The sequence below is a fragment of the Winslowiella toletana genome, from assembly GCF_032164335.1.
Taxonomy (GTDB): domain Bacteria; phylum Pseudomonadota; class Gammaproteobacteria; order Enterobacterales; family Enterobacteriaceae; genus Erwinia; species Erwinia toletana_A.
Window position 1 is genome coordinate 1,026,259 of sequence record NZ_CP134152.1, and the last position, 24,526, is coordinate 1,050,784.

A 24,526-nucleotide genomic window follows, 5' to 3' on the forward strand; every position below is an offset into this window, starting at 1 on the left:
GTGGGGAAGATTACTTCGCCAGCTCAGCCACGAGGAAATCAACGATCTCGCTGGTTTTGATCATGCGTTTCTCACCTTCACGACGCGCTTTGTACTCAATCTCTTCGCTGTCGAGGTTACGATCGCCAATCACGATGGTGTGCGGCACGCCAATCAGTTCCATATCGGCAAACATCACGCCCGGACGCTCTTTACGGTCGTCCAGAATCACCTCGATGCCTTTGCCACGCAGCGTGTTGTACAGCTCTTCCGCCACTTCTTTTACGCGGAAAGATTTGTGCATGTTCATTGGCAGAATTGCCACCTGGAACGGTGCCAGCGCCGCTGGCCAGATAATGCCGCGCTCATCATGGTTCTGCTCAATGGCTGCCGCCACGATACGGGTGATACCGATTCCGTAACAACCCATGGTCAGAATCTGGTTACGTCCGTCTTCACCCTGTACTGAGGCTTTCATCGCTTCAGAGTACTTGGTGCCCAGCTGGAAGATATGACCAACTTCGATACCGCGTTTGATCAACAGAGTACCTTTACCATCCGGGCTGGCATCACCTTCTACCACGTTACGGATATCTGCAACCTGCGCTTCTGGCAGATCGCGCAGCCAGTTGATGCCGACAAAATGCTTGCCGTCAACGTTGGCGCCGGCGCTGAAATCACTCATTTTCGCCACGGTACGGTCAGCAATGACCGGTAATTTCAGACCGACCGGACCGAGTGAGCCAGGACCGGCACCGACAGCGGCACGAATTTCTTCTTCGCTGGCAAATGTTAAAGGTGCGGCAACGATATCAATCTTCTCTGCTTTGATTTCGTTCAGCTCATGATCGCCACGTACCAGCAGCGCAACCAGCGTGTGACCGCTCTCTTTGGTTGCTTTTACCAGCAGGGTTTTCACGGTTTTTTCAATTGGCAGATTAAACTGCTCAACCAGCGCGGCGATGGTTTTAGCATCAGGTGTGTCGATCTCGCGCAGCGCTTCGCCCGCTGCCGGACGCTCGCCCTGTGGCGCAACCGCTTCAGCCAGTTCGATATTGGCCGCGAACTCTGACTCGGTAGAAAACACGATATCGTCTTCGCCGCTCTGTGCCAGTACCTGGAATTCGTGAGACGCGCTACCACCAATCGAACCGGTATCCGCCTGCACCGCGCGGAAATCGAGACCCATACGGCTGAAGCTCTGGCTGTAGGCGCGATACATCACTTCATAGGTTTCCTGAAGAGATTCCTGCGAGGTGTGGAAAGAGTAGGCATCTTTCATCACAAACTCACGTGAGCGCATTACGCCGAAACGTGGACGCACTTCGTCACGGAATTTGGTCTGGATCTGGAACAGATTCAACGGTAGCTGCTTATAAGAGCTAAGCTCGTTACGAATCAGGTCAGTCACCACCTCTTCGTGAGTAGGACCGAGCACAAAAGGGCGTTCGCCACGATCGACAAAACGCAGCAGCTCAGGACCATACTGCTCCCAACGACCGCTCTCCTGCCATAAGTCGGCGGGTTGCACCACCGGCATAGAGATCTCAATGGCACCGGCGTTATTCATTTCGTCGCGCACGATGTTTTCGACTTTTTTCAGTACGCGCAAACCGGTGGGCAACCAGGTATATAAACCGGATGCCAGCTTGCGGATCATCCCGGCGCGCAGCATCAGCTGGTGGCTGATCACTTCCGCATCGGCAGGGGTCTCTTTCTGAGTGGAGAGCAGGTATTGAGTAGTACGCATGTTGTTACGGTTCCAATTAAACGGAAAACTATCGAAAAAAACTGCCTGAAACGCTGGTGGCTAGTGTACCAGCGTGTCTGAATCCTCAAAAGAGAGAGGGCAATAAATTAGCGTGGATCGACGGCAATGACCTCAGTTCCCAACGCGGTGATGCGCCAGCGCACATTAAATGCCAGCAGCCAGGCGGCATATTCACGATCGGGCTCTTCACCTTTACGGTAAGCTGGTCGCGGATCCTGTGCCAGCACCTGAGTAATAAAGCGCTCAAGTTGAGGATAATGCTGCTGTTGTTGCGCGATTTGTGCCTGCGCCGCAGGCGAAAAACTTACCGGCATATCGGCAGGCGGCGCGTGCTGGGCAAAACCTGCGCGCGCATCGGGCAGCGCCTCGGCAAAGGGTAAATAGGGCTTAATATCGACAACAGGCGTGCCATCGACCAGGTCGAGGCTGCCAAGCTTGAGAATCACGCTGTTTTTATCACAGCGGATATCAAGCAGTTCGACCAGCGACATGCCAATCGGATTTGGACGAAAAGTTGAGCGGGTGGCAAATACTCCCATTCGGGCATTGCCGCCAAGCCGTGGAGGTCTCACGGTCGGACGCCAACCACCTTCCATCGTCTGGTGAAAAATAAACAGTAACCACAAATGGCTGAAGGCTTCGAGACCGCGCACCGCTTCCGCTTGATTATAAGGCGCCAGCAAATGCAGTTCGCCGCCGCCGTCCTGAATCAGGCCGGGCTGGCGGGGAACCGCAAATTTTTCCTTCCAGGGGGAGCGGATTACACCGATTTGCTCGAAGGAAAATTGGCTCATTGATCGGAAACTTTCAGCGCTGAACCCTGACAAATCGCCTGACGATAACAGCCTGGCGCACCGGTGACAATTTCACACTTGTGCAGCAGAACCGCGTTGGCTTTCATACCCGACGCACGAATCTGCATTCTTTTACGCGCCGTATTGATATTGGCAGGCGAGTCCTGATTACTGCTTTGGCAGTCATCGCCGGATACTTCGCCTAAATCACGGAACGGCTTGCTGACCAGGTCCTCAGCATTGGTATACAGTTTTACTGGCGCTGGACGAGGAGCGGGTTTGGCGCGCACCGGTTCAGACTGCGTCGATTGCGTGGTTGAGCCGCTAACCGGTTCTGGAGATTTGTGCAGCATTGAACACCCTGTCAGCGACAGCGCTAACAAACAGAGCGGTAGAACACGCATGGGACCATCCTCATGTTTTTGAAAGAGGCGTTATTGAAGCAAGCTATGGTTGAAATGACAAGCAATCAAGCGGGATGAGGCAGGTATTACCAGTAAAAAAAAGGGCGACGTTGCCGTCGCCCTCTGTCAGGGAGCAATCAGGCGGTAGAATTACCAGCCTTTAACTGCGCCACCGTTAAAGATTTTGTTAGCGGCTTCATAGACTTCGTCCGACTGATACGCCTGGACAAATTTCTTCACGTTTTCCGCGTCTTTATTATCTTCGCGTGCAACCAGCAGGTTAACGTAAGGAGAATCTTTATCTTCTACGAAGATGCCGTCTTTAGCGGGGGTCAGGCCAATCTGGCTGGCATAAGTGGTGTTGATGACCGCCAGCGCAATCTGCTGATCGTCCAGAGAACGAGGCAGCTGAGGAGCTTCCAGCTCAACCAACTTCAGTTTTTTCGGGTTCTCAGTCACGTCCAGTACGGTTGGCAGCAGACCAACACCGTCTTTCAGTTTGATCAGGCCCTGTTGCTGCAGTAACAGCAGGGTACGACCAAGGTTAGTCGGATCGTTAGGAATCGCGACCTGCGCACCGTCTTTCAGCTCATCCAGAGATTTAATTTTCTTGGAATAACCAGCAATAGGATAAACAAAGCTATTACCTACCGGCACCAGCTTGTAACCGCGATCTTTAATCTGCTGATCGAGATAAGGTTTGTGCTGGAAAGCGTTAAGGTCAATATCCCCTTTGCTCAACGCTTCGTTTGGCAGTACATAGTCGTTGAAGGTCACCAGCTCAACGTCAAGGCCATACTTCTCTTTAGCGACTTTTTGGGCAATTTCAGCAACCTGCTGCTCTGCACCAACAATCACACCCACTTTAATATGGTTAGGATCTTTCTCTTCCTGACCGCATCCAACCAACGCCAGTGAACCGATCAGCGCACCCACAGCGGCAAGAGTTTTAAATTTAAAAGACATATCCTTTCCTTCAAAATGAAATTAATGTTGCTTGTTTATTTATGGGTGACGGCGCGAACAATGCGATCACCACAGAACTGAATCAAATACACCAAAATCACCAACAATACTAATACCGTATTCATTACTGTTGCGTTGTATCCGATATAACCGTACTGATAACCAATCTGGCCAAGACCGCCGGCACCGACTGCACCGCCCATTGCCGAGTAACCAACCAGGGTAATCAGCGTGATGGTGGCAGCATTAACCAGACCCGGCAGCGCTTCAGGCAGCAGCACTTTACGGATAATCTGTAACGGCGTAGCGCCCATTGCACGTGAGGCTTCGATCAGGCCGGTTGGCAGTTCCAGCAGGGCATTCTCCACCATACGGGCGATAAATGGCGCTGCGCCCACGGTCAGTGGCACGATGGCCGCCTGCAGGCCGATAGAGGTGCCAACCACCATGCGGGTAAAGGGAATCATCCATACCAGCAGGATAATAAAAGGAATTGAACGGAAGATGTTAACCAGCGCAGAAAGCACGCGGTACAGCTTGCCATTCTCCATGATCTGGCCCGGGCGAGTCACATACAGCAGTACGCCGAACGGCAGGCCAATCACAAAACCGAAAAAGCCGGAGACAAAGGTCATCATCAGGGTTTCCCAAATGCCCCGGCCCAGTAACCACATCATTGCCTCAGACATAACCTAATACCTCAACTTTCACGTGATGTTCTTTCAGGAACGCGATGGCGGCCTGGGTGTCCGCGTCGTTACCGTCCATTTCAGCCAGCATAATGCCGAACTTGACGCCCCCGGCGTAGTCCATCTGCGCGCTGATAATATTGTTATTAACGTTAAAACGGCGAGCGGCTTCTGAGAGCAAAGGCGCATCAACCGATTTACCGGTAAACTCGAGGCGTAATAAAGGTACGCTATCAGTTTTGGCTTCAGGCGTCAGGCGATCAAGATAATCCTGAGGAATATCAAGATGCAGTGTCGACTGAATAAACTGCTGTGCCAGAGGGGTTTTCGGATGAGAGAACACTTCACTGACGCTGTCTTTTTCTATTAACTCGCCATTGCTGATCACTGCAACCTGATCGCAGATGCGCTTTACCACATCCATTTCATGGGTGATCAGCAGAATAGTGATGCCAAGACGACGGTTAATGTCTTTCAGCAGTTCCAGAATCGAACGGGTTGTGGCCGGATCAAGCGCGCTGGTGGCTTCATCGCATAGCAGTACTTTAGGATTACTGGCCAGCGCACGGGCAATTGCCACACGCTGTTTCTGACCACCGGACAGATTGGCAGGCCAGACATCTCTTTTCTCTGAAAGGCCAACCAGCTCCAGTAATTCAGTGACCCGTTTTTTGATCTGCTCGCGCGACAGATTACCCAGCTCCAGCGGCAGGGCGATATTACCAGCCACGGTACGAGAGTTCAGCAGGTTAAAATGCTGAAAAATCATGCCAATCTGGCGGCGCGCCTGAGTCAACTGGCTTTCTGATAACTGAGTCAGCTCCTGGCCGTCTACCAGAACGCTACCGGAAGTAGGACGTTCGAGGAGGTTAACGCAGCGGATGAGTGTACTTTTACCGGCACCTGATGCGCCGATAACGCCATATATTTGTCCGGCAGGAACGTGCAGGCTGACGTCAGACAGCGCTGTAATGGTGCGTGAACCCTGCTGGAACACTTTTGTGATATTTGAAAGTTTTATCATTGATCTATTTATTATCGTGGTGAAAAGTTGTCCGTGGTACTTGTCTGGTGTCAATCATCGCAACCGCGAAATTTGATCGGATGTTAAGGCATCCAGACGTCTAAATCAATCGAAGTCATTCAAACTGAGATTCTCTCTTTTATTGCAATCATGCGATACTGTGCAGCAAATTTAGTAGCAGGAGTTTCTACGTGGCAGAGCTTGTACCCGCAATTTTCCTCGATCGTGACGGCACCATAAATGTCGATCACGGCTATGTCCATGAAATCGATGATTTCCAGTTTATTGATGGCGTAATCGACGCCATGCGTGAACTGAAAAAAATGGGCTTCGCTCTGGTACTGGTCACTAACCAGTCGGGTATCGCTCGCGGTAAGTTTAGCGAAGATCAGTTTATGCAACTGACCGAGTGGATGGACTGGTCACTGGCCGACCGTGAAGTTGATCTCGATGGCATCTATTTCTGCCCTCATCATCCGGAAGCTATAGAAGAAACGTATCGTCAAAGTTGCGATTGCCGTAAACCGCAACCGGGTATGCTGCTCTCAGCACAGCAAGAGCTCAATATCGATTTGGCGTCTTCTTATATAGTAGGTGATAAAATTGATGACTTACTGGCAGGTAAAGCGGCCGGAGTAGGTAAAAAGGTACTGGTTCGTAGCGGAAAGCCCGTCACCGCTGAAGGTGAAGCAGAGGCGGATTGGGTGATTAATAGCCTTGCAGAGCTGCCTGAACGCATTAAACAGGGTTAAAAAACAGCATTTCGTACGAAGTTGCGGCAACCAGTAAAAAAGTTGAGATTTGTGCTTGCTATCCCCGGCGGCGTCTCTATAATGCGCCTCCATCGACACGGAACAACGGCTTACCAGCCACGGTGTTGAGAGGTTCAGGAAGTTCTGAATCGCCGGAGAAAAACTTCTGAAAAAGAGGTTGACTCTGAAGGAGGAAAGCGTAATATACGCCACCTCGCAACAGCAAGCCAAATCGCTGATTGCACTGCTCTTTAACAATTTATCAGACAATCTGTGTGGGCACTCGCAGGGTTGATATCGCAAACCATCCTCGGATGGAAAAAATTTGAAATATCAAGTCTCAAGAGTGACTACTATATTCATTACGAATAACAGTTTTAATTCTTTGAGCATCAAGCTTTTTAATTGAAGAGTTTGATCATGGCTCAGATTGAACGCTGGCGGCAGGCCTAACACATGCAAGTCGAACGGTAGCACAGGGGAGCTTGCTCCCCGGGTGACGAGTGGCGGACGGGTGAGTAATGTCTGGGGATCTGCCCGATGGAGGGGGATAACTACTGGAAACGGTAGCTAATACCGCATAACGTCGCAAGACCAAAGTGGGGGACCTTCGGGCCTCACACCATCGGATGAACCCAGATGGGATTAGCTAGTAGGTGGGGTAACGGCTCACCTAGGCGACGATCCCTAGCTGGTCTGAGAGGATGACCAGCCACACTGGAACTGAGACACGGTCCAGACTCCTACGGGAGGCAGCAGTGGGGAATATTGCACAATGGGCGCAAGCCTGATGCAGCCATGCCGCGTGTATGAAGAAGGCCTTCGGGTTGTAAAGTACTTTCAGCGGGGAGGAAGGGGTGAGGGTTAATAACCTTCGTCATTGACGTTACCCGCAGAAGAAGCACCGGCTAACTCCGTGCCAGCAGCCGCGGTAATACGGAGGGTGCAAGCGTTAATCGGAATTACTGGGCGTAAAGCGCACGCAGGCGGTTTGTTAAGTCAGATGTGAAATCCCCGGGCTCAACCTGGGAACTGCATTTGAAACTGGCAAGCTTGAGTCTCGTAGAGGGGGGTAGAATTCCAGGTGTAGCGGTGAAATGCGTAGAGATCTGGAGGAATACCGGTGGCGAAGGCGGCCCCCTGGACGAAGACTGACGCTCAGGTGCGAAAGCGTGGGGAGCAAACAGGATTAGATACCCTGGTAGTCCACGCCGTAAACGATGTCGACTTGGAGGTTGTGCCCTTGAGGCGTGGCTTCCGGAGCTAACGCGTTAAGTCGACCGCCTGGGGAGTACGGCCGCAAGGTTAAAACTCAAATGAATTGACGGGGGCCCGCACAAGCGGTGGAGCATGTGGTTTAATTCGATGCAACGCGAAGAACCTTACCTGGCCTTGACATCCACGGAATTCGGCAGAGATGCCTTAGTGCCTTCGGGAACCGTGAGACAGGTGCTGCATGGCTGTCGTCAGCTCGTGTTGTGAAATGTTGGGTTAAGTCCCGCAACGAGCGCAACCCTTATCCTTTGTTGCCAGCGAGTAATGTCGGGAACTCAAAGGAGACTGCCGGTGATAAACCGGAGGAAGGTGGGGATGACGTCAAGTCATCATGGCCCTTACGGCCAGGGCTACACACGTGCTACAATGGCGCATACAAAGAGAAGCGACCTCGCGAGAGCAAGCGGACCTCATAAAGTGCGTCGTAGTCCGGATCGGAGTCTGCAACTCGACTCCGTGAAGTCGGAATCGCTAGTAATCGTAGATCAGAATGCTACGGTGAATACGTTCCCGGGCCTTGTACACACCGCCCGTCACACCATGGGAGTGGGTTGCAAAAGAAGTAGGTAGCTTAACCTTCGGGAGGGCGCTTACCACTTTGTGATTCATGACTGGGGTGAAGTCGTAACAAGGTAACCGTAGGGGAACCTGCGGTTGGATCACCTCCTTACCTATGTGAAGATACCCGCGTAGTGCCCACACAGATTGTCTGATGAAAAAGTAACGAGCAGAAAAAACCTCTACAGGCTTGTAGCTCAGGTGGTTAGAGCGCACCCCTGATAAGGGTGAGGTCGGTGGTTCAAGTCCACTCAGGCCTACCAAATTTGTACTCATGCTGCGTTGTTCGGCTGGCTCGCATAGTGAACTATGCGTCGCAACCTCACGCCTTGCCTGAGCACAAATTAGCATTCGTGTTTTTAACGAGTGTGACTCCTGGTGAGTGGTAGTAGATGGTCTCTGCAGTAACTGTATGGGGCTATAGCTCAGCTGGGAGAGCGCCTGCCTTGCACGCAGGAGGTCAGCGGTTCGATCCCGCTTAGCTCCACCATACTGTTTACTCAAAAAATACTTCAGAGCAAACCGGCAACGGTGTGCTGCGAAGTATTATGCTCTTTAACAATCCGGAACAAGCTGAAAATTGAAACGACGCGTCGTCTCATTTCTCCGTAATAAGAAATGAATCGCGATGTGTTCGAGTCTCTCAAATGCTTACAGCCGCAGTGGAAACACTTGTGGGTTGTGAGGTTAAGCGACTAAGCGTACACGGTGGATGCCCTGGCAGTCAGAGGCGATGAAGGGCGTGCTAATCTGCGATAAGCGACGGTAAGCCGATATGAGGCGCTACAACCGTCGATACCCGAATGGGGAAACCCAATGCAATTCGTTGCATTATCATTAAGTGAATACATAGCTTAATGAGGCGAACCTGGGGAACTGAAACATCTAAGTACCCAGAGGAAAAGAAATCAACCGAGATTCCCCCAGTAGCGGCGAGCGAACGGGGAACAGCCCAGAACCTGAATCAGTTTGTGCAGCAGTGGAAGCCTCTGGAAAGTGGCGCGATACAGGGTGATAGCCCCGTACACGAAGCTGCACTTGTTGTGAGTTCGATGAGTAGGGCGGGACACGTGACATCCTGTCTGAATATGGGGGGACCATCCTCCAAGGCTAAATACTCCTGACTGACCGATAGTGAACCAGTACCGTGAGGGAAAGGCGAAAAGAACCCCGGCGAGGGGAGTGAAACAGAACCTGAAACCGTGTACGTACAAGCAGTGGGAGCCTTGATTTATCAGGGTGACTGCGTACCTTTTGTATAATGGGTCAGCGACTTATATTCTGTAGCAAGGTTAACCGTATAGGGGAGCCGCAGGGAAACCGAGTCTTAACTGGGCGTTAAGTTGCAGGGTATAGACCCGAAACCCGGTGATCTAGCCATGGGCAGGTTGAAGGTTGGGTAACACTAACTGGAGGACCGAACCGACTAATGTTGAAAAATTAGCGGATGACTTGTGGCTGGGGGTGAAAGGCCAATCAAACCGGGAGATAGCTGGTTCTCCCCGAAAGCTATTTAGGTAGCGCCTCGTGAACTCATCTCCGGGGGTAGAGCACTGTTTCGGCTAGGGGGCCATCCCGGCTTACCAACCCGATGCAAACTGCGAATACCGGAGAATGTTATCACGGGAGACACACGGCGGGTGCTAACGTCCGTCGTGAAGAGGGAAACAACCCAGACCGCCAGCTAAGGTCCCAAAGTCATGGTTAAGTGGGAAACGATGTGGGAAGGCACAGACAGCCAGGATGTTGGCTTAGAAGCAGCCATCATTTAAAGAAAGCGTAATAGCTCACTGGTCGAGTCGGCCTGCGCGGAAGATGTAACGGGGCTAAACCATGCACCGAAGCTGCGGCAGCGACACTATGTGTTGTTGGGTAGGGGAGCGTTCTGTAAGCCGTCGAAGGTGGACTGTGAGGTCTGCTGGAGGTATCAGAAGTGCGAATGCTGACATAAGTAACGATAAAGCGGGTGAAAAGCCCGCTCGCCGGAAGACCAAGGGTTCCTGTCCAACGTTAATCGGGGCAGGGTGAGTCGACCCCTAAGGCGAGGCTGAAAAGCGTAGTCGATGGGAAACAGGTTAATATTCCTGTACTTGGTGTTACTGCGAAGGGGGGACGGAGAAGGCTAGGTTATCCGGGCGACGGTTGTCCCGGTTTAAGCGTGTAGGCTTGCATTCCAGGCAAATCCGGAATGCTTTAAGGCTGAGGCGTGATGACGAGCCACCACGGTGGTGAAGTAACTGATGCCATGCTTCCAGGAAAAGCCTCTAAGCTCCAGGTAACACGAAATCGTACCCCAAACCGACACAGGTGGTCAGGTAGAGAATACCAAGGCGCTTGAGAGAACTCGGGTGAAGGAACTAGGCAAAATGGTGCCGTAACTTCGGGAGAAGGCACGCTGGCGCGTAGGTGAAGGGACTTGCTCCCGGAGCTGAAGCCAGTCGAAGATACCAGCTGGCTGCAACTGTTTATTAAAAACACAGCACTGTGCAAACACGAAAGTGGACGTATACGGTGTGACGCCTGCCCGGTGCCGGAAGGTTAATTGATGGGGTTATCCGCAAGGAGAAGCTCTTGATCGAAGCCCCGGTAAACGGCGGCCGTAACTATAACGGTCCTAAGGTAGCGAAATTCCTTGTCGGGTAAGTTCCGACCTGCACGAATGGCGTAATGATGGCCAGGCTGTCTCCACCCGAGACTCAGTGAAATTGAACTCGCTGTGAAGATGCAGTGTACCCGCGGCAAGACGGAAAGACCCCGTGAACCTTTACTACAGCTTGACACTGAACATTGAGCCTTGATGTGTAGGATAGGTGGGAGGCTTTGAAGCGTGGACGCCAGTCTGCGTGGAGCCAACCTTGAAATACCACCCTTTAATGTTTGATGTTCTAACCTGGCGCCGTAATCCGGCGTGGGGACAGTGTCTGGTGGGTAGTTTGACTGGGGCGGTCTCCTCCTAAAGAGTAACGGAGGAGCACGAAGGTCAGCTAATCACGGTCGGACATCGTGAGGTTAGTGCAATGGCATAAGCTGGCTTGACTGCGAGAGTGACGGCTCGAGCAGGTGCGAAAGCAGGTCATAGTGATCCGGTGGTTCTGAATGGAAGGGCCATCGCTCAACGGATAAAAGGTACTCCGGGGATAACAGGCTGATACCGCCCAAGAGTTCATATCGACGGCGGTGTTTGGCACCTCGATGTCGGCTCATCACATCCTGGGGCTGAAGTAGGTCCCAAGGGTACGGCTGTTCGCCGTTTAAAGTGGTACGCGAGCTGGGTTTAGAACGTCGTGAGACAGTTCGGTCCCTATCTGCCGTGGGCGCTGGAGAATTGAGAGGGGCTGCTCCTAGTACGAGAGGACCGGAGTGGACGCATCACTGGTGTTCGGGTTGTCATGCCAATGGCATTGCCCGGTAGCTAAATGCGGAAAAGATAAGCGCTGAAAGCATCTAAGCGCGAAACTTGCCTCGAGATGAATTCTCCCTGACTCCTTGAGGGTCCTGAAGGGACGTTGAAGACTACGACGTTGATAGGCCGGGTGTGTAAGCGCAGCGATGCGTTGAGCTAACCGGTACTAATGACCCGTGAGGCTTAACCTTACAACGCCAGAAGTGTTTTTGGTGGTTGTGTGTGAGAGAACCATCAATATTCAGCTTGTTCGAAACGGATTGATTCGCGTGGCCCGCAGGGCGGCGTGGATAACAGAATTTGCCTGGCGGCTTTAGCGCGGTGGTCCCACCTGACCCCATGCCGAACTCAGAAGTGAAACGCCGTAGCGCCGATGGTAGTGTGGGGTCTCCCCATGCGAGAGTAGGGAACTGCCAGGCATCAAATTAGTACCATTTCCCGTGACGCGGAAGTGAGAGAAACACCTGAAGTCAGACGATAAGTCTGGAATCAGTACAGAATCGGTGGAGCGGTAGTTCAGTTGGTTAGAATACCTGCCTGTCACGCAGGGGGTCGCGGGTTCGAGCCCCGTCCGTTCCGCCACTTATTACGATAGCCCTGAGCATAAGCTCAGGGCTTTTTCGTATGCACAGAAAACAACTATTATTGCCAAAGTCAGACGGTTTTAGCCCACTTGATGACTGTTCAAAATCTATTTCACTCCATTAAATTCCCCATCTTAACTTATCCCCACTTCTGCAATCGCGGTGGTTAAACCACTCAAGTCGTATTACTCACAATAAAATCCGGATTATAAGTTCTAAGCTGGCAGCAAATAAATCGATATCCGTGCTCTGATTAATGTGAAAGCAATCACATAATCAGTAAGAGATTATTCATCAGCGATTACCTGAAAGACGGGATATCGATCACACAAATAATTATCTTATAAAACAATAAGTTACAGAAAAATAGTCAAAATATAGCGCCAAAATAAGTGATTTGAATCACAAAATTGAATCAATTTAAACGCTGTCAATCCCTGCCAGTGAGCGAATTCGTTTCATAAATGTGACAAGGTTCAAAAAAATTAATTATGGCATCTTTAACATCATTCACACATTAAACGCTGAGTGATTATCTGAGGTCTGCCATGAAAATAGGATTAGTTTTAAGTGGTGGTGATGTCAGTGGGATGAATAACTTTCTATTTCAGATTAACAGAATGACAGAATCTGAAATTGTAGTTTTTGATGGCGGTATTAATGGCCTGATCGCTAACCGCTGCAAAGAGATATCACGCCGGGACCTGGTGGATTTATCAATCTCTTCTGTACCGTTAATATCCTCCGGCCGTAAAGAAGATAAGTGTAAAAAATCTGACTATGAAAAAATCGTCAAAAATATCCGTCAAAAAAAGTTAGATTGTTTGATTATGGCTGGAGGAGATGGATCTTTTCAGTTTTTAAAAGTACTGAGTAATTATGGTGTGAACTGCTACGGCGTCGGCATGACAATTGACAATGACATTATCGGCAATAGTTATACGATTGGATTTTCCACTGCGTGTGAGCAGGTTATCAGCGAAGTGGAGAAACTACGCAATACCGGACGTGGCTTGCCGGGGCGTATATTTATGATTGAATTATTGGGCGGTTACTGTGGTGAACTGACTTTACAGGCTGCACTAAAAAGTAATTCAGACATAGCGTTGATCCCCGAATCACCATGGGATATTGATGTTTTGGCTGACAGGATTAAACGTAAAATCGACAGCCAGAATAGCGTGATTATCTTATGCTCTGAAGGATATACCAAAGAGTATACTCCCGGCTTTCAGGGGGCGATCGATACCATGATAGGCAAACTTGAGCATAAGATTGGTATCAGAATCAGAAAAACCATTCTTGGCTATGGTCTACGTAACGGCACGCCGACCGGCGAAGAGATAATACAAGGCGCTATTCTGGCAGAAGAAGTGGTCAGGTGTATTAATAGCGGTCTGACGAATAAGATTATTGTTATTAATAATAATAATAAAGCAATACCGATCGACCTTGAAAATTCCGACAAACGTTTAGTGAACAAAGAGAGCAATCTCTACAAACTGGCTAAAGTAAATAACCTTATCTGAGGTGTGAATATGCTTAAAGTACTCTGCGTGTGTGGTTGTGGTCTGGGCTCTAGTTTTGCTATTGAAATGAGCGCAAAATCTGTTTTACAAAAATTATGTATTGATGCTGATATCGATCACACCACGGTATCAGAAGCATCATCCTATAAATATGACATTATTCTTACCCAAAAAATGTTCGCCGATATTCTGACATCAGATGCGAGTGAAGAAGAGAAAAGAAGGGTAATCATATTAAATAAACTCACTGATAAAAAAGAAATAGAAGAAAAAATCCTCGCTTATATGAATTCAAACTGACAATGAGGTGGTAAGTGGACGCAATTATTCATTTTATCGTGAAAGACTTTCTCGGCCAGGCTTCAATACTTATTGCTTTAATCGCTATGCTGGGTCTTATCCTGCAAAAAAAATCTGTCGGTAAAACGGTAGAGGGGACTTTTAAAACTCTGCTTGGTTTTTTGATCATGATGGCCGGTATTAATATCATCGTCGCGGCCTTAACATTCCTGAACGATATCTTTACCAGTGGTTTTGGTATGCAGGGATACATCACGGATGTGGCGGCAATTGCCGGAGTGGCAAATCGTGAGCTTGGATCAGAGGTCGCACTGACGTTACTGGTGATTTTTGCTGTTAACATCATTATTGCGCGTATTACTCCGTTCAAATATATCTTTCTCACCGGTCAGGCATTGTTGTGGATGGCGACCATCGGCACAGTGATTGGCTATAAGGCCGGGCTGACAGGTGCAACGCTGATTCTTACCGGCGGCATCTTCGGGGGCATTATGGCGGTATTGATGCCAGCCATTGCCCAGCCAATCGTTCGCAAGATCACCGATTCTGATGATGTTGCCCTTGGGCACTTCTGCACCATCGGCTATCTGGTTCAGGCGGCTGTAGCTCGCGCCATTGGTAAGAACTCCCGTTCGACTGAAGATCTGGAACTGCCGGATAACTTCAAGTTCTTGCAGGATACCTATTTATCAATGGCGGTCATTATGGTGCCGATGTATATCATTCCTGCTATTTTTGCCGGACCGGAATATATTGCGCAATTCTCGGGCGAAACCAACTACATCATGTATTCATTTATGCAGTCGATGCAGTTTGTTGCCGGAGTATTTGTTCTCTATAGCGGCGTACGTTTACTGCTCAACGAGCTGGTACCGGCGTTCAGAGGAATTGCGATGCGGCTGGTCCCAAATGCAAAACCTGCGCTCGATTGCCCGGTGCTGTTCCCTTATGCACCTAACGCGGTAATTGTTGGTTTCCTTGCCACCACTGTTGGTTCGATTATCGGCATGATTGTGTTCCCGATGTTCGGTCTCGCGATGATTCTGCCCGGACTGCTGACTAACTTCTTCGCTGGCGGAGCGGCCGGAGTATTTGGTAATGCGATGGGAGGACGTAAAGGGGCGATTATTGGTGGCGTGGTGCATGGACTCTTTATCACCTTGTTACCGGCAATGCTGGTTCCGTTACTGGAAACCTTCGGTTTTAAAGGCGTCACCTTTAGTGATTCTGATGTTATCGGAACCGGACTGGTTCTCGGTCATGCTTTCCAGAATGACTGGCCATTCGTTATCGGGTTTATTGCCTTCGTAATACTGATTGTCTGGTTCTCTAACCGAAAGCTAAGTAAATAATTTTTCATATTACTGACGGATATTGCCAGCAGGAAAATTCGATAAAGATATGAGGAGAATTTATGTTTGCAAAGTTAAAGCAGCTGTTTAATCCCGAAAATTCCGCAGCAGAGCAGGATAACAATCATGAAGCGGAATTAATTTCAGCTGAATTAATTCAGCTTGAGTCAGGCTTACAGCATAACCCTGCTGATAATATGATTCAGAAGACATTAATGGTGAAATACAATCAAGCAGTAAAGGTCTATTCAGCTAATAAACAATACCGTAACCGGGTTGATGACCTGTTCGTCAAAATGGATGAGCTAAGGAATATCATACGCAGAAATATATGAGGTGATATGAGTATTAAAGCGTTCCTTTCACAGAACAAGACAATTCAGGTCGGAATGGACGCCGACTCATGGGGTGATGTTATTCAGCAAGCGGCAAAGCCATTAATTAGTGGTGGCTTTATCACTCCCGACTATCCACAGGCCGTAATTAATAACACTATCGAATATGGCGCTTACTATGTTTTTGATGAAGGTATTGCTATTCCTCATGCCAGACCCGAGTGTGGAGTAATCAGCGATTGTTTCAGTATGGTGACGCTCACCAGACCGATGTCAATTAATGGTAGCGATCCTGTGGATATTATCGTCATGTTTGGTGGTGTTAATAGCGACTCCCATATAACTGAGGGAATTGCTTCGATAGTCGGCCTTCTGGAGCAGGAGGAAACGTTATCGCAAATCAGACGAGCCACAACAATTGATGAAATTCTTGGGTTACTATGAAAATACTGATTTTAGTTAATGGTATACCGGCATCAGGTAAAAGTTCTGTTGCCAATAAACTGGCTGCTCACTTTAATTTTCCTGTGCTAAGTATCGATGAAATTAAAGAGCCTTTTATGGTTCAGTTTTCCGAGATTATTGACAGGAAATTAAATCGAAAACTTGGCTATGCCGCTTATGAAGCGATGTTCAATATCGTTAAGAGCTCCCCGCCTGATTCGGTATTTGTGATGGATGCCTGGTTTGGTTTTCGGGAAAAAACGATATTAGAAGATTATTTAGCGATCAGTGGCTGCCAGCGCGTACTGGAAGTCTGGAATAAGATCTCACCTGAGCGGGTTGCGCAACGTTATAAAAATCGTTGTGGTTGCCGTTTAAAAGGACATCCGGGTGAAGAATATATTCCTGAACTAATTTCACTGGCGAAAGAAGCACTGCCGATGGCATTCGGTGACGTCTACACCCTTGATCAGGATAAAGAGTGTAGCGATGAAAATCTGATTGCATGGATAAAAGACCGTCTTAATTAATTCTGATTTTCCATAAATTATCTCTGTATGAGGAGTTAACTAATGAACAAAATGACAACAGCAGAACGTCGTGGTTATCAAATGATTTGCGATGCTACAGGTTCAATGATGGTTGTAGCCTGCGATCAACGTGGTGGCATGCGCACGCTGTTAGCGGCAACGCCGGAAGAACAAGCTGGGATCAGTAATGAGACCCTGGGGCATACTAAATACGATATTACCCAATATCTGGCCGCCGAAGCGGGCTGCGTATTGGTTGATCCGATTTGTGCGGTGCCTGGCATTATTGATGAAGGAGTAGTGCCGCGTAATACCGGGCTGCTGGTTGGTCTTGATGCTTCCGGCTGGGATACTTCGCCACAAGGGTATCGTATCTCTAAAATGGTGGAAGGCATTAATGCGCGTAAGGTGCGCGAGTTGGGAGCCACCGGCGGCAAGATTATGATCTATTTGCGCACGGATACGCCTGCGGCTAACAGCGCTAACTTACAGACACTGCGCGATGTGATTGCCGATTTTGCCCGTGAAGATCTGTTCCTGGTGGTGGAGTTCCTGACCTATCCTCTGGAAAACGAAAGTAAGGAAGAGTACCAGCGCAAGATCCCACAGCTGATTCAGGATGGTTGCCAGGCCTGTATCGACTGTGGAGCCAAGGTATTGAAAATCCCTTATCCAGGAACTGAAGAAGCCTGCGCCAGAGTGACGGAAATTTGTGGTGATATTCCCTGGGCGGTGCTGTCTGCCGGGGTCGATCACAGCACGTTCCTGAAACAGGTAGATATTTCGCTCAGCAATGGTGCTTCAGGGGTGATCGCCGGTCGTTCACTATGGAAAGACTGTATCTCTCTTGACCGCGAGGTTTCCCGTGAGAAGCTCTCTTCGATTGCAGTATCCCGCTTACGGGATATCCAGCAGCTGTTGATAAAATACAGGCAACAGCGGATTAGCGCCTGATTCGTGGATGTGAGCCTGACCTGCCGTGGTCAGGCTATTTTTGCATTTGTTTACTCTTAGTTGCCATGAAATCAGCCGTGCTCATTGAAACTGCGTCTTAAAGCCCCTATAACTGAAAGACAGGACAGAACACTCAGCAGTGATTACGGGGACAGGCGAGAAAGTGCGGAAGAAAACCTATGCCATGAGATACGTTGCAGGCCAGCCAGCGGAGCGAATTTTTCCGCCGGGCGCAATGCTGCATGTAGGTCAGGCACTCCCGCCCGGTGAGCCGTTACCGACCAATAACCGGCTGCGCGTGCTGGTGTGGAATATTTTTAAACAGCAGCGCGCCGACTGGTTATCGGTACTGCAAAACTTTGGTAAAGATGCACATCTGGTGCTGTTGCAGGAAGCACAAACTACGCCGGAACTGGTACAGTTTGCCACCACCCATTATCTCGCTGCCGATCAGGTTCCCGCTTTTGTCCTGCCCCAGCATCCCTCTGGCGTAATGACGCTGGCCGCGGCACATCCAATCTATTGCTGCCCGCTGCGTGAGCGCGAACCGTTGCTGCGGTTGTCAAAGTCCGCGCTGGTTACCGCCTATCCATTGCCCACAGGGGAAATGCTGATGGTGGTGAATATCCATGCGGTTAATTTTAGTTTTGGTGTTGATGTCTATAGTAAACAGCTGGGCCCAATTGGTGAGCAGATCCTGCATCATAAAGGGCCGGTGATTATGGCCGGTGATTTTAACGCCTGGAGCCGTCAGCGTATGAATGCGTTGTATCGTTTTGCCCGCGAGATGACGCTGCGAGAAGTTCGTTTTACCGACGATCACCGGCGCAAAGCCTTTGGCCGGCCACTCGATTTTGTTTTCTACCGTGGAATGAATGTCGCAGAGGCTTCCGTCCTGGTTACCCGCGCATCCGATCATAATCCGCTACTCGTTGAATTCCATCCCGGCAAGCCTGAGCTTCTCTGAGGATGATTCGGGCCTGCCGTCAGGGCAGGCCGGTCACGTCTGCCCTGTTTTTAGAACAAACCAAAAACAGAGGAAACAGAGATATGGCAACGCAAAGTCACCACAACAACGTTGAGAAACAGTTTGGCGAACGTGCCAGTGCATACCTGAGCAGTGCGGTGCATGCCAGTGGCCGTGACCTGCAGCGGCTGGCTGAGCGCCTGTCAGCCACCCCACAGGCGCGGGTGCTTGACCTGGGATGCGGAGCCGGGCATGCCAGCTTTATCGCCGCTGAGCAGGTAAAGGAGGTGGTGGCTTATGACCTTTCGTCACAAATGCTGGATGTGGTAACCCAAGCGGCGCAGGAGCGTGGTTTAGCACATCTGACTACTCAGCAGGGATATGCCGAATCATTACCATTTGCCGACGGCGAGTTCGATATTGTGATTAGCCGTTACTCTGCGCATCACTGGCATGATGTCGGCCAGGCACTGCGGGAAACGAAGCGAGTGCTGAAACCGGGTGGCAGGGTAATTTTTATGGATGTCAGTGCGCCTGGTAGCGCGGTACTTGATATCTGGCTGCAAACGACAGAAGCACTGCGCGACACCTCTCATGTACGCAACTACTCTCCGGGTGAATGGCTGACGATGTTCACTGAAGCCGGTCTGGCGATCGCTGGTATTCTGCAGGATCGTTTGCAGCTGGAGTTCTCCAGTTGGATTGCGCGGATGCGCACGCCTGAAACGCTGGTTGCCGCCATACGCGCTTATCAACAATCCGCCTCCGACGAAGTGAAGCGCTATTATGCTTTAGAAGATGATGGCAGCTTCAGTTCTGATATTATTTTTATCGAAGCTTATAAGCCGTAGGGATGTTTACAGCGTGCGCGCCTGAAGTCAGGCACAAAAAAGCCACTCGGTTGAGTGGCTTTTTATTGGGTATAACGGAACAATTTAGCTATCAGGCGTGTTGCTGTTTTTAACAAACAGCGTCAGCTTATCGCCGGGCTGAATGTTTTTCGCATCACTGAGTACAGTATTCCAGCGCATCACATCTTTGGCGTTAACGCCGTGACGTTTAGCAATGCTGCTAAGGGAATCCCCTTTCCGTACCTGATAAGTGATACTGCTGTTATTAGCCAGTTCGGTGCCTTTGCTACTGCCTGTGCTTAACGTCTGACCCGGTTTAATATTTGCGCCGCGCAAATTGTTCGCGCGCTGCAAATCTTTTACCGAAACGCCCAGTCGCTTCGCGATGCCAGATAAGGTGTCGCCGGAACGAACCTTGTAGCCACCGACATTGCTGCTGTTATCCGCCACCAGGGTGGGTTGAACCGCAGCGATGTCACCTGTCGCCAGTGAGTTACGCAATGTGGCAACATTCGACTTTGGCACCATAATATAATGGGGACCGTTTGGCGCTGTTGTTCCGCGTTTGTAACCCGTATTGAAGCTTTTCAGCTTGTTCAGTGACATGCCTGCCATCTCGGCAGCCTGTGTCAGTTCAATCTGCTGTCCTACTTCCACACGCGCCAATGCACGGCTTTCGTTCGGGGTCGGCAGTTTGATACCGTAACGCTTACTGTTCTTCAGGATTTCACCCAAAGCCAGCATTTTCGGCACATAGACCGTGGTTTCGCGTGGTAACGATAAATTCCAGAAGTCGGTCGGTTTCCCGCGCGCTTTATTCTGTTTTACCGCTTTCATAACGCGGCCTTCACCACTGTTATAGGCTGCAACGGTCAGTAACCAGTCGCCGCCAAACATGTCGTTAAGGCGCTCCATCATATCCAGCGCAACCTTGGTAGATGCGACGATGTCACGTCGACCGTCATACCACTGGTTTTGTTTCAAACCATAATTACGCCCCGTAGCCGGAACAATCTGCCAGATGCCTGCGGCATTGGCGGATGACGTAGCGTGGGGGTCAAAAGCGCTCTCCACTATGGGTAGCAGTACCAGTTCCATCGGCATATTACGTTTTTTAATCTGCTCGACAATCCAGTACATATACGGCTCTGCCCGTAATGTTACATCGTGGAGATAGCTCTTGTTCTTCAGGTACTTCTGTTTTTGGTCACGGATCCGGGAATTTTCCGGAACCTCCATCTTCAGCTCGTCACTAATGAAATTCCAAAGATCCTGGTCTTCTGCGAGGCGGGTTCCATCATCCTGCCAACGCGGAGACAACATCCGATCTGAGTACTTTCCGTTTTCACCTTGACCTGCCGAAGACAGACTCTGTGCATGCTGTTCTGGGATGTTGGCATCATGCCTTGACGCCTGGCAACCCACCAGCAAGACTGAGGCGAGTAATATCGCTTTAGCCTTCATGTGTGTGTCAATAGTTTGCTTAAAAGACGAGCAATCATACGTGGTCAGTCTGCACAACACAACCAGAATATCAAAAACCGTCTTTCAACTCGCGTAAACGCGCAAATACCTGCCACTGAGGTTGTGGAGCACAATCAAAACCTAAAACTTCTTGCAAATCAGTGTCTTCTGTTCTTAAAAATAAATTAATTTTACGCTCCAGAGCCAGTTTTGTTGGCAATGTAATGCGATTTTCGGCGCGTAACTCCTTAATTTGCTGGCAATAGCGTGCAATTTCACTATCTGTTGGCAAAATCGCCTGCGCAAACTTCAAATTGGATAATGTATATTCATGTGCGCAGCAAACCAGTGTGTCGTCAGGTAATTTGCTAAGTTTCTGAAAAGAATTAAACATTTGCTCTGGTGAACCTTCGAATAGCCGTCCGCAACCGCCAGAAAACATCGTGTCGCCACAGAAAAGGTAAGGCGAACTGAAATATGAGATATGTCCTAAAGTATGGCCCGGGGTAAAAATCACGCTAAATTCGCGTCCCAAAATAGTGAAGCGATCTCCCTCACCAACAATGTTGGCAGCTCCTTTATCTTGTGTCTCCTGCGGGCCATACACCACCAGTTGAGGCCAGATTTCGAGAAGTTTTTTTACGCCGCCAACGTGATCGTGGTGGTGGTGAGTGAGCAAAATGGCTACCGGCTGCCAGTGATTTTGTTGTACCGCTGCGATAACCGGAGCCGCTTCGCCCGGGTCAACAATCAGGCAGTGACCGCTTTCATCATTTAGCGTCCAGATGTAATTGTCCTGGAGTGCGGGAATGCTGGTAAGATTCATAGACACCTCTCGAAGGCCGTAAAGGAATGAAGATGGTAAAGCATGAAGCCCGCTAAAACACGCCAAATTCTTAATGCGCCAGACTCCTGGGCGGATATGCCCTGGGGCGACTATTTTCGTGACGCGCTTTCACATCATTTGCAGCCTTGCCTCGCTAAGCTGTATGGCTTTCATCTGCTAAAAATTGGCAACCTCAGTGCTGAAATTGATACCCAGTCCTGCGCGATTTCACATCAGGTAAATGTCGGCAAGCAGGGGGAGCGGTTACAGGTGATTGCCGATCCGATGCGCCTGCCGTTTGAGTCAAAATCGGTTGATGCCTGCTTACTGGCGCATACGCTGGCATGGAGCAGCGATCCGCACTGCATTTTACGCGAAGTTGACCGGATATTAATTGATGATGGCTGGATGATTATCAGCGGTTTCAATCCGTTCAGCCTGTTGGGGATCGGTAAAGCTATTCCGGGATTACATCGTCGTGCGCCGTGGAGCGGGCGCATGTTTAGTCAGATGCGCCTGCTGGACTGGTTGAGTCTGCTGAACTATGAAGTGATACACCGCACCCGATTTCAGGTGGTGCCGTGGAACCGACAGGGGGGGAAAATGATCAGCGCACACTTACCGGCTCTTGGCTGTCTGAATATTGTGGTGGCCCGCAAGCGAACCTTTCCGCTAACCATGACGCCAGCGAAAAAGCAGACCAGCAAAGCGCATCTCCGGCCCGCGGTCTCTGCCACCACCCGACAGTTTCGTGACAGCAAAGATCACGACTCCTGCTGATAACCGACATCGTCAAATGCCGGGCTACCGGCTGCGCTACGGGCCAGCTCGTCGCAGCGTTCATTTTCCGGATGCCCGGCGTGGCCTTTAACCCATTCCCATTTGATATCATGGTGGCTTAACGCGCTGTCGAGCCGTTTCCACAGATCGACATTTTTAACCGGTTTTTTATCGGCGGTTTTCCAGCCACGCTTTTTCCAGTTATGAATCCAGCTGGTAATGCCCTGGCGCACATACTGACTGTCAGTGCTGAGCGTAACGGTGCACGGCTGGGTTAATGCCTCCAGCGCGACAATCGCAGCCATCATTTCCATACGATTGTTGGTGGTCAGGTGATAGCCGGCGCTGAAAGTTTTTTCATGCTGCCCATAGCGCAAAATCGCGCCGTAACCGCCGGGACCTGGATTACCGAGGCAGGAACCGTCGGTGAAAATTTCTACCTGTTTACGCATCTCTGGTAAACTTCCCTCTGACAAAACGCCAAGTCTGACATAAACGAGCCCTATGAGCACAGCAATTACACGCCAGATCGTACTCGATACGGAAACCACCGGTATGAACATGATCGGTGTTCACTATGAAGGTCACCGTATTATTGAAATCGGTGCTGTCGAGGTGGTCAATCGCCGCCTGACCGGCAACAATTTCCATATGTATTTAAAGCCAGATCGGCTGGTGGACCCGGAAGCATTTGGCGTTCACGGTATTGCCGATGAGTTTCTTGCCGACAAGCCAACCTTCAGTGAAATTGCCGACGAGTTTCTCGAGTATATCCGCGGCGCGGAACTGGTGATTCATAATGCGTCGTTTGATATCGGCTTTATGGATTACGAATTCAGCAAGCTGAAGCGTGACATCCCGAAAACCGATACCTTCTGTCAGGTGACCGATAGCCTGTTGATGGCGCGCAAGATGTTCCCTGGCAAGCGTAACAGCCTGGATGCGCTCTGCTCGCGCTACGACATCGATAACAGTAAACGAACGCTGCACGGCGCACTGCTCGATGCCGAGATCCTTGCTGACGTGTTCCTGATAATGACCGGCGGCCAGACCTCGCTGTCATTTTCGCAGGAAGGCGAGCGCCAGGAAGCCGATGGCAGCGAAAGTATTCAGCGTATTGCGCGCCCACTTTCGGCACTGCGCGTGTTGCAAGCCAGTGATGAAGAAGTGATGGCGCATGAACAGCGGCTGGATTTAGTGATGAAGAAGGGCGGCAGCTGCCTGTGGCGGGCATAAGTGTCTCATAATGCGCTAAAAAAGCAGCGCAACGATGAAAAAAACATCAAACGAATAGTTATCTGCTAAAAAGCGTTGACGGAAAATTGCGGTGCCATTAATATTCGCCTCGTTCCCGACGGGGAACAAAGCGCGGAGCGGTAGTTCAGTTGGTTAGAATACCTGCCTGTCACGCAGGGGGTCGCGGGTTCGAGCCCCGTCCGTTCCGCCAACATTCAGAAAGCCTGATTCAGAAATGAATCAGGCTTTCGTCGTTTTAGTCCTTCTGCAATATCATCTTAGCGCCTCAGCCCGATACCGGCGCACGTTCATCACGCACAATCCAGCGATAGCAAATCCCGCTTAACAGCACGCCAATAAACCCGCTAAAGTTGGCGATCGCATGCAGCGATGGCGTAAAGCTGATCGCGAGGCCACCATCCACCGCTGACCGTAAGCTATGTCCCTCTGAAAGAACTTTGCCATGGTGTTTGTGTGGGTATTGTGCTAGATTACCCGGCCAGTGGGTATATTTTTACTGGCACTGCACCATTAATTTTATCTCCCACCATGTCGTAACAGCAAAGCCGCATTACATTTTATGAAGAAACACCTGAATAATAACTAGTGCTGGAAAATTTCACAGCTTAATAATATCGACAAAGCCACTGCATATTGGCGTGCACCTGCGCTGCTAAGTTTGAAGAAAATTGCTCACTGGGCATCGTACGTAAGTAGTTAAAATATCGCAATAATATTACTGTTTGACAATTTTATTTC

22 protein-coding genes, 4 tRNA genes and 3 rRNA genes are annotated in these 24,526 nt (G+C 50.0%); 19 read left to right on the top strand and 10 right to left on the bottom strand.

Going from position 1 to position 24,526, the window contains the following annotated elements:
* Positions 1-10: 10 nt before the first annotated feature.
* The 6 genes from proS to metN all read right to left on the bottom strand — a co-directional run bounded on the left by proS (position 11) and on the right by metN (position 5,627).
* Positions 11-1,729, bottom strand: coding sequence for a proline--tRNA ligase (proS, locus tag RIN69_RS04675; RefSeq protein WP_313855895.1), 1,719 nt, complete (start codon positions 1,727-1,729; stop codon positions 11-13).
* Between the two features lie 107 nt (positions 1,730-1,836).
* On the bottom strand, positions 1,837-2,544 hold the full coding sequence (tsaA, locus tag RIN69_RS04680; protein WP_313855897.1) for a tRNA (N6-threonylcarbamoyladenosine(37)-N6)-methyltransferase TrmO: 708 nt from the start codon (positions 2,542-2,544) through the stop codon (positions 1,837-1,839).
* Complete coding sequence (gene rcsF / locus RIN69_RS04685; protein WP_313855899.1) at positions 2,541-2,948, bottom strand: Rcs stress response system protein RcsF; 408 nt, start codon at positions 2,946-2,948, stop codon at positions 2,541-2,543. The genes tsaA and rcsF overlap by 4 nt, the downstream gene beginning before the upstream one ends.
* Positions 2,949-3,098: 150 nt before the next feature.
* Positions 3,099-3,914, bottom strand: a complete 816-nt coding sequence (locus RIN69_RS04690; protein WP_313855901.1) for a MetQ/NlpA family lipoprotein — start codon at positions 3,912-3,914, stop codon at positions 3,099-3,101.
* 35 nt (positions 3,915-3,949) lie between these two features.
* Positions 3,950-4,603 (bottom strand): methionine ABC transporter permease MetI, encoded by a 654-nt coding sequence (locus RIN69_RS04695; RefSeq protein WP_313855902.1) that lies wholly within the window; start codon positions 4,601-4,603, stop codon positions 3,950-3,952.
* Positions 4,596-5,627 (bottom strand): methionine ABC transporter ATP-binding protein MetN, encoded by a 1,032-nt coding sequence (gene metN, locus RIN69_RS04700; protein WP_313855903.1) that lies wholly within the window; start codon positions 5,625-5,627, stop codon positions 4,596-4,598. Before metN ends, RIN69_RS04695 begins: the two co-directional genes overlap by 8 nt.
* A gap of 191 nt (positions 5,628-5,818) precedes the next feature.
* On the opposite strand from metN, the gene gmhB reads away from it, so the two are divergent.
* From gmhB to RIN69_RS04780, 16 genes are all read left to right on the top strand, one after another.
* Positions 5,819-6,379, top strand: coding sequence for a D-glycero-beta-D-manno-heptose 1,7-bisphosphate 7-phosphatase (gene gmhB, locus RIN69_RS04705; RefSeq protein WP_313855904.1), 561 nt, complete (start codon positions 5,819-5,821; stop codon positions 6,377-6,379).
* A 402-nt stretch (positions 6,380-6,781) separates the two neighbouring features.
* Positions 6,782-8,324 (top strand): 16S ribosomal RNA (locus RIN69_RS04710).
* 74 nt (positions 8,325-8,398) lie between these two features.
* A tRNA-Ile gene (locus RIN69_RS04715) sits at positions 8,399-8,475 on the top strand.
* A gap of 151 nt (positions 8,476-8,626) precedes the next feature.
* Positions 8,627-8,702, top strand: a tRNA-Ala gene (locus tag RIN69_RS04720).
* 195 nt (positions 8,703-8,897) lie between these two features.
* Positions 8,898-11,806 (top strand): 23S ribosomal RNA (locus RIN69_RS04725).
* A gap of 112 nt (positions 11,807-11,918) precedes the next feature.
* Positions 11,919-12,034 (top strand): 5S ribosomal RNA (gene rrf, locus RIN69_RS04730).
* Together the 16S, 23S and 5S rRNA genes with 3 tRNA genes alongside form the textbook arrangement of a ribosomal RNA operon.
* A gap of 86 nt (positions 12,035-12,120) precedes the next feature.
* A tRNA-Asp gene (locus tag RIN69_RS04735) sits at positions 12,121-12,197 on the top strand.
* Between the two features lie 550 nt (positions 12,198-12,747).
* Complete coding sequence (locus RIN69_RS04740) at positions 12,748-13,728, top strand: 6-phosphofructokinase (protein ID WP_313855905.1); 981 nt, start codon at positions 12,748-12,750, stop codon at positions 13,726-13,728.
* A gap of 9 nt (positions 13,729-13,737) precedes the next feature.
* Positions 13,738-14,028: a PTS sugar transporter subunit IIB gene (locus tag RIN69_RS04745; RefSeq protein WP_313855907.1), complete on the top strand. Its 291-nt coding sequence runs from the start codon at positions 13,738-13,740 to the stop codon at positions 14,026-14,028.
* Between the two features lie 14 nt (positions 14,029-14,042).
* On the top strand, positions 14,043-15,380 hold the full coding sequence (locus RIN69_RS04750) for a PTS sugar transporter subunit IIC (RefSeq protein WP_313855908.1): 1,338 nt from the start codon (positions 14,043-14,045) through the stop codon (positions 15,378-15,380).
* 62 nt (positions 15,381-15,442) lie between these two features.
* Positions 15,443-15,715, top strand: coding sequence for a hypothetical protein (locus RIN69_RS04755; protein ID WP_313855909.1), 273 nt, complete (start codon positions 15,443-15,445; stop codon positions 15,713-15,715).
* 6 nt (positions 15,716-15,721) lie between these two features.
* Positions 15,722-16,159 (top strand): PTS sugar transporter subunit IIA, encoded by a 438-nt coding sequence (locus RIN69_RS04760; protein ID WP_313855910.1) that lies wholly within the window; start codon positions 15,722-15,724, stop codon positions 16,157-16,159.
* Positions 16,156-16,689 carry an AAA family ATPase gene (locus tag RIN69_RS04765; protein ID WP_313855911.1) on the top strand — a complete coding sequence of 178 codons (534 nt, stop codon included), beginning with the start codon at positions 16,156-16,158 and terminating at the stop codon, positions 16,687-16,689. The genes RIN69_RS04760 and RIN69_RS04765 overlap by 4 nt, the downstream gene beginning before the upstream one ends.
* Positions 16,690-16,731: 42 nt before the next feature.
* Positions 16,732-17,643 carry a tagatose-bisphosphate aldolase gene (locus RIN69_RS04770; RefSeq protein WP_313855912.1) on the top strand — a complete coding sequence of 304 codons (912 nt, stop codon included), beginning with the start codon at positions 16,732-16,734 and terminating at the stop codon, positions 17,641-17,643.
* Positions 17,644-17,806: 163 nt separating this feature from the next.
* On the top strand, positions 17,807-18,610 hold the full coding sequence (locus tag RIN69_RS04775) for an endonuclease/exonuclease/phosphatase family protein (RefSeq protein ID WP_313855913.1): 804 nt from the start codon (positions 17,807-17,809) through the stop codon (positions 18,608-18,610).
* An 83-nt stretch (positions 18,611-18,693) separates the two neighbouring features.
* A complete protein-coding gene (locus RIN69_RS04780) occupies positions 18,694-19,461 on the top strand; it encodes a class I SAM-dependent methyltransferase (protein ID WP_313855915.1) in 768 nt (255 codons plus the stop codon).
* Between the two features lie 84 nt (positions 19,462-19,545).
* Here RIN69_RS04780 and mltD read toward each other — a convergent pair whose 3' ends face one another.
* Complete coding sequence (gene mltD, locus RIN69_RS04785) at positions 19,546-20,925, bottom strand: murein transglycosylase D (protein WP_313855917.1); 1,380 nt, start codon at positions 20,923-20,925, stop codon at positions 19,546-19,548.
* A 70-nt stretch (positions 20,926-20,995) separates the two neighbouring features.
* Complete coding sequence (gene gloB / locus RIN69_RS04790) at positions 20,996-21,751, bottom strand: hydroxyacylglutathione hydrolase (RefSeq protein ID WP_313855918.1); 756 nt, start codon at positions 21,749-21,751, stop codon at positions 20,996-20,998.
* 42 nt (positions 21,752-21,793) lie between these two features.
* Between gloB and RIN69_RS04795 the strand changes: the two genes are divergently transcribed.
* On the top strand, positions 21,794-22,531 hold the full coding sequence (locus RIN69_RS04795) for a methyltransferase domain-containing protein (protein WP_313855920.1): 738 nt from the start codon (positions 21,794-21,796) through the stop codon (positions 22,529-22,531).
* On the opposite strand, the gene rnhA is transcribed toward RIN69_RS04795, so the two are convergent.
* Complete coding sequence (gene rnhA, locus RIN69_RS04800; protein WP_162231030.1) at positions 22,516-23,082, bottom strand: ribonuclease HI; 567 nt, start codon at positions 23,080-23,082, stop codon at positions 22,516-22,518. The two genes, RIN69_RS04795 and rnhA, sit on opposite strands and share 16 nt — an antisense overlap.
* Between rnhA and dnaQ the strand changes: the two genes are divergently transcribed.
* On the top strand, positions 23,036-23,767 hold the full coding sequence (dnaQ, locus tag RIN69_RS04805) for a DNA polymerase III subunit epsilon (protein ID WP_313855922.1): 732 nt from the start codon (positions 23,036-23,038) through the stop codon (positions 23,765-23,767). The two genes, rnhA and dnaQ, sit on opposite strands and share 47 nt — an antisense overlap.
* A 134-nt stretch (positions 23,768-23,901) precedes the next feature.
* Positions 23,902-23,978, top strand: a tRNA-Asp gene (locus RIN69_RS04810).
* 75 nt (positions 23,979-24,053) lie between these two features.
* On the opposite strand, the gene RIN69_RS04815 is transcribed toward RIN69_RS04810, so the two are convergent.
* Positions 24,054-24,191 carry a hypothetical protein gene (locus RIN69_RS04815; RefSeq protein WP_313855923.1) on the bottom strand — a complete coding sequence of 46 codons (138 nt, stop codon included), beginning with the start codon at positions 24,189-24,191 and terminating at the stop codon, positions 24,054-24,056.
* Between the last annotated feature and the right edge of the window lie 335 nt (positions 24,192-24,526).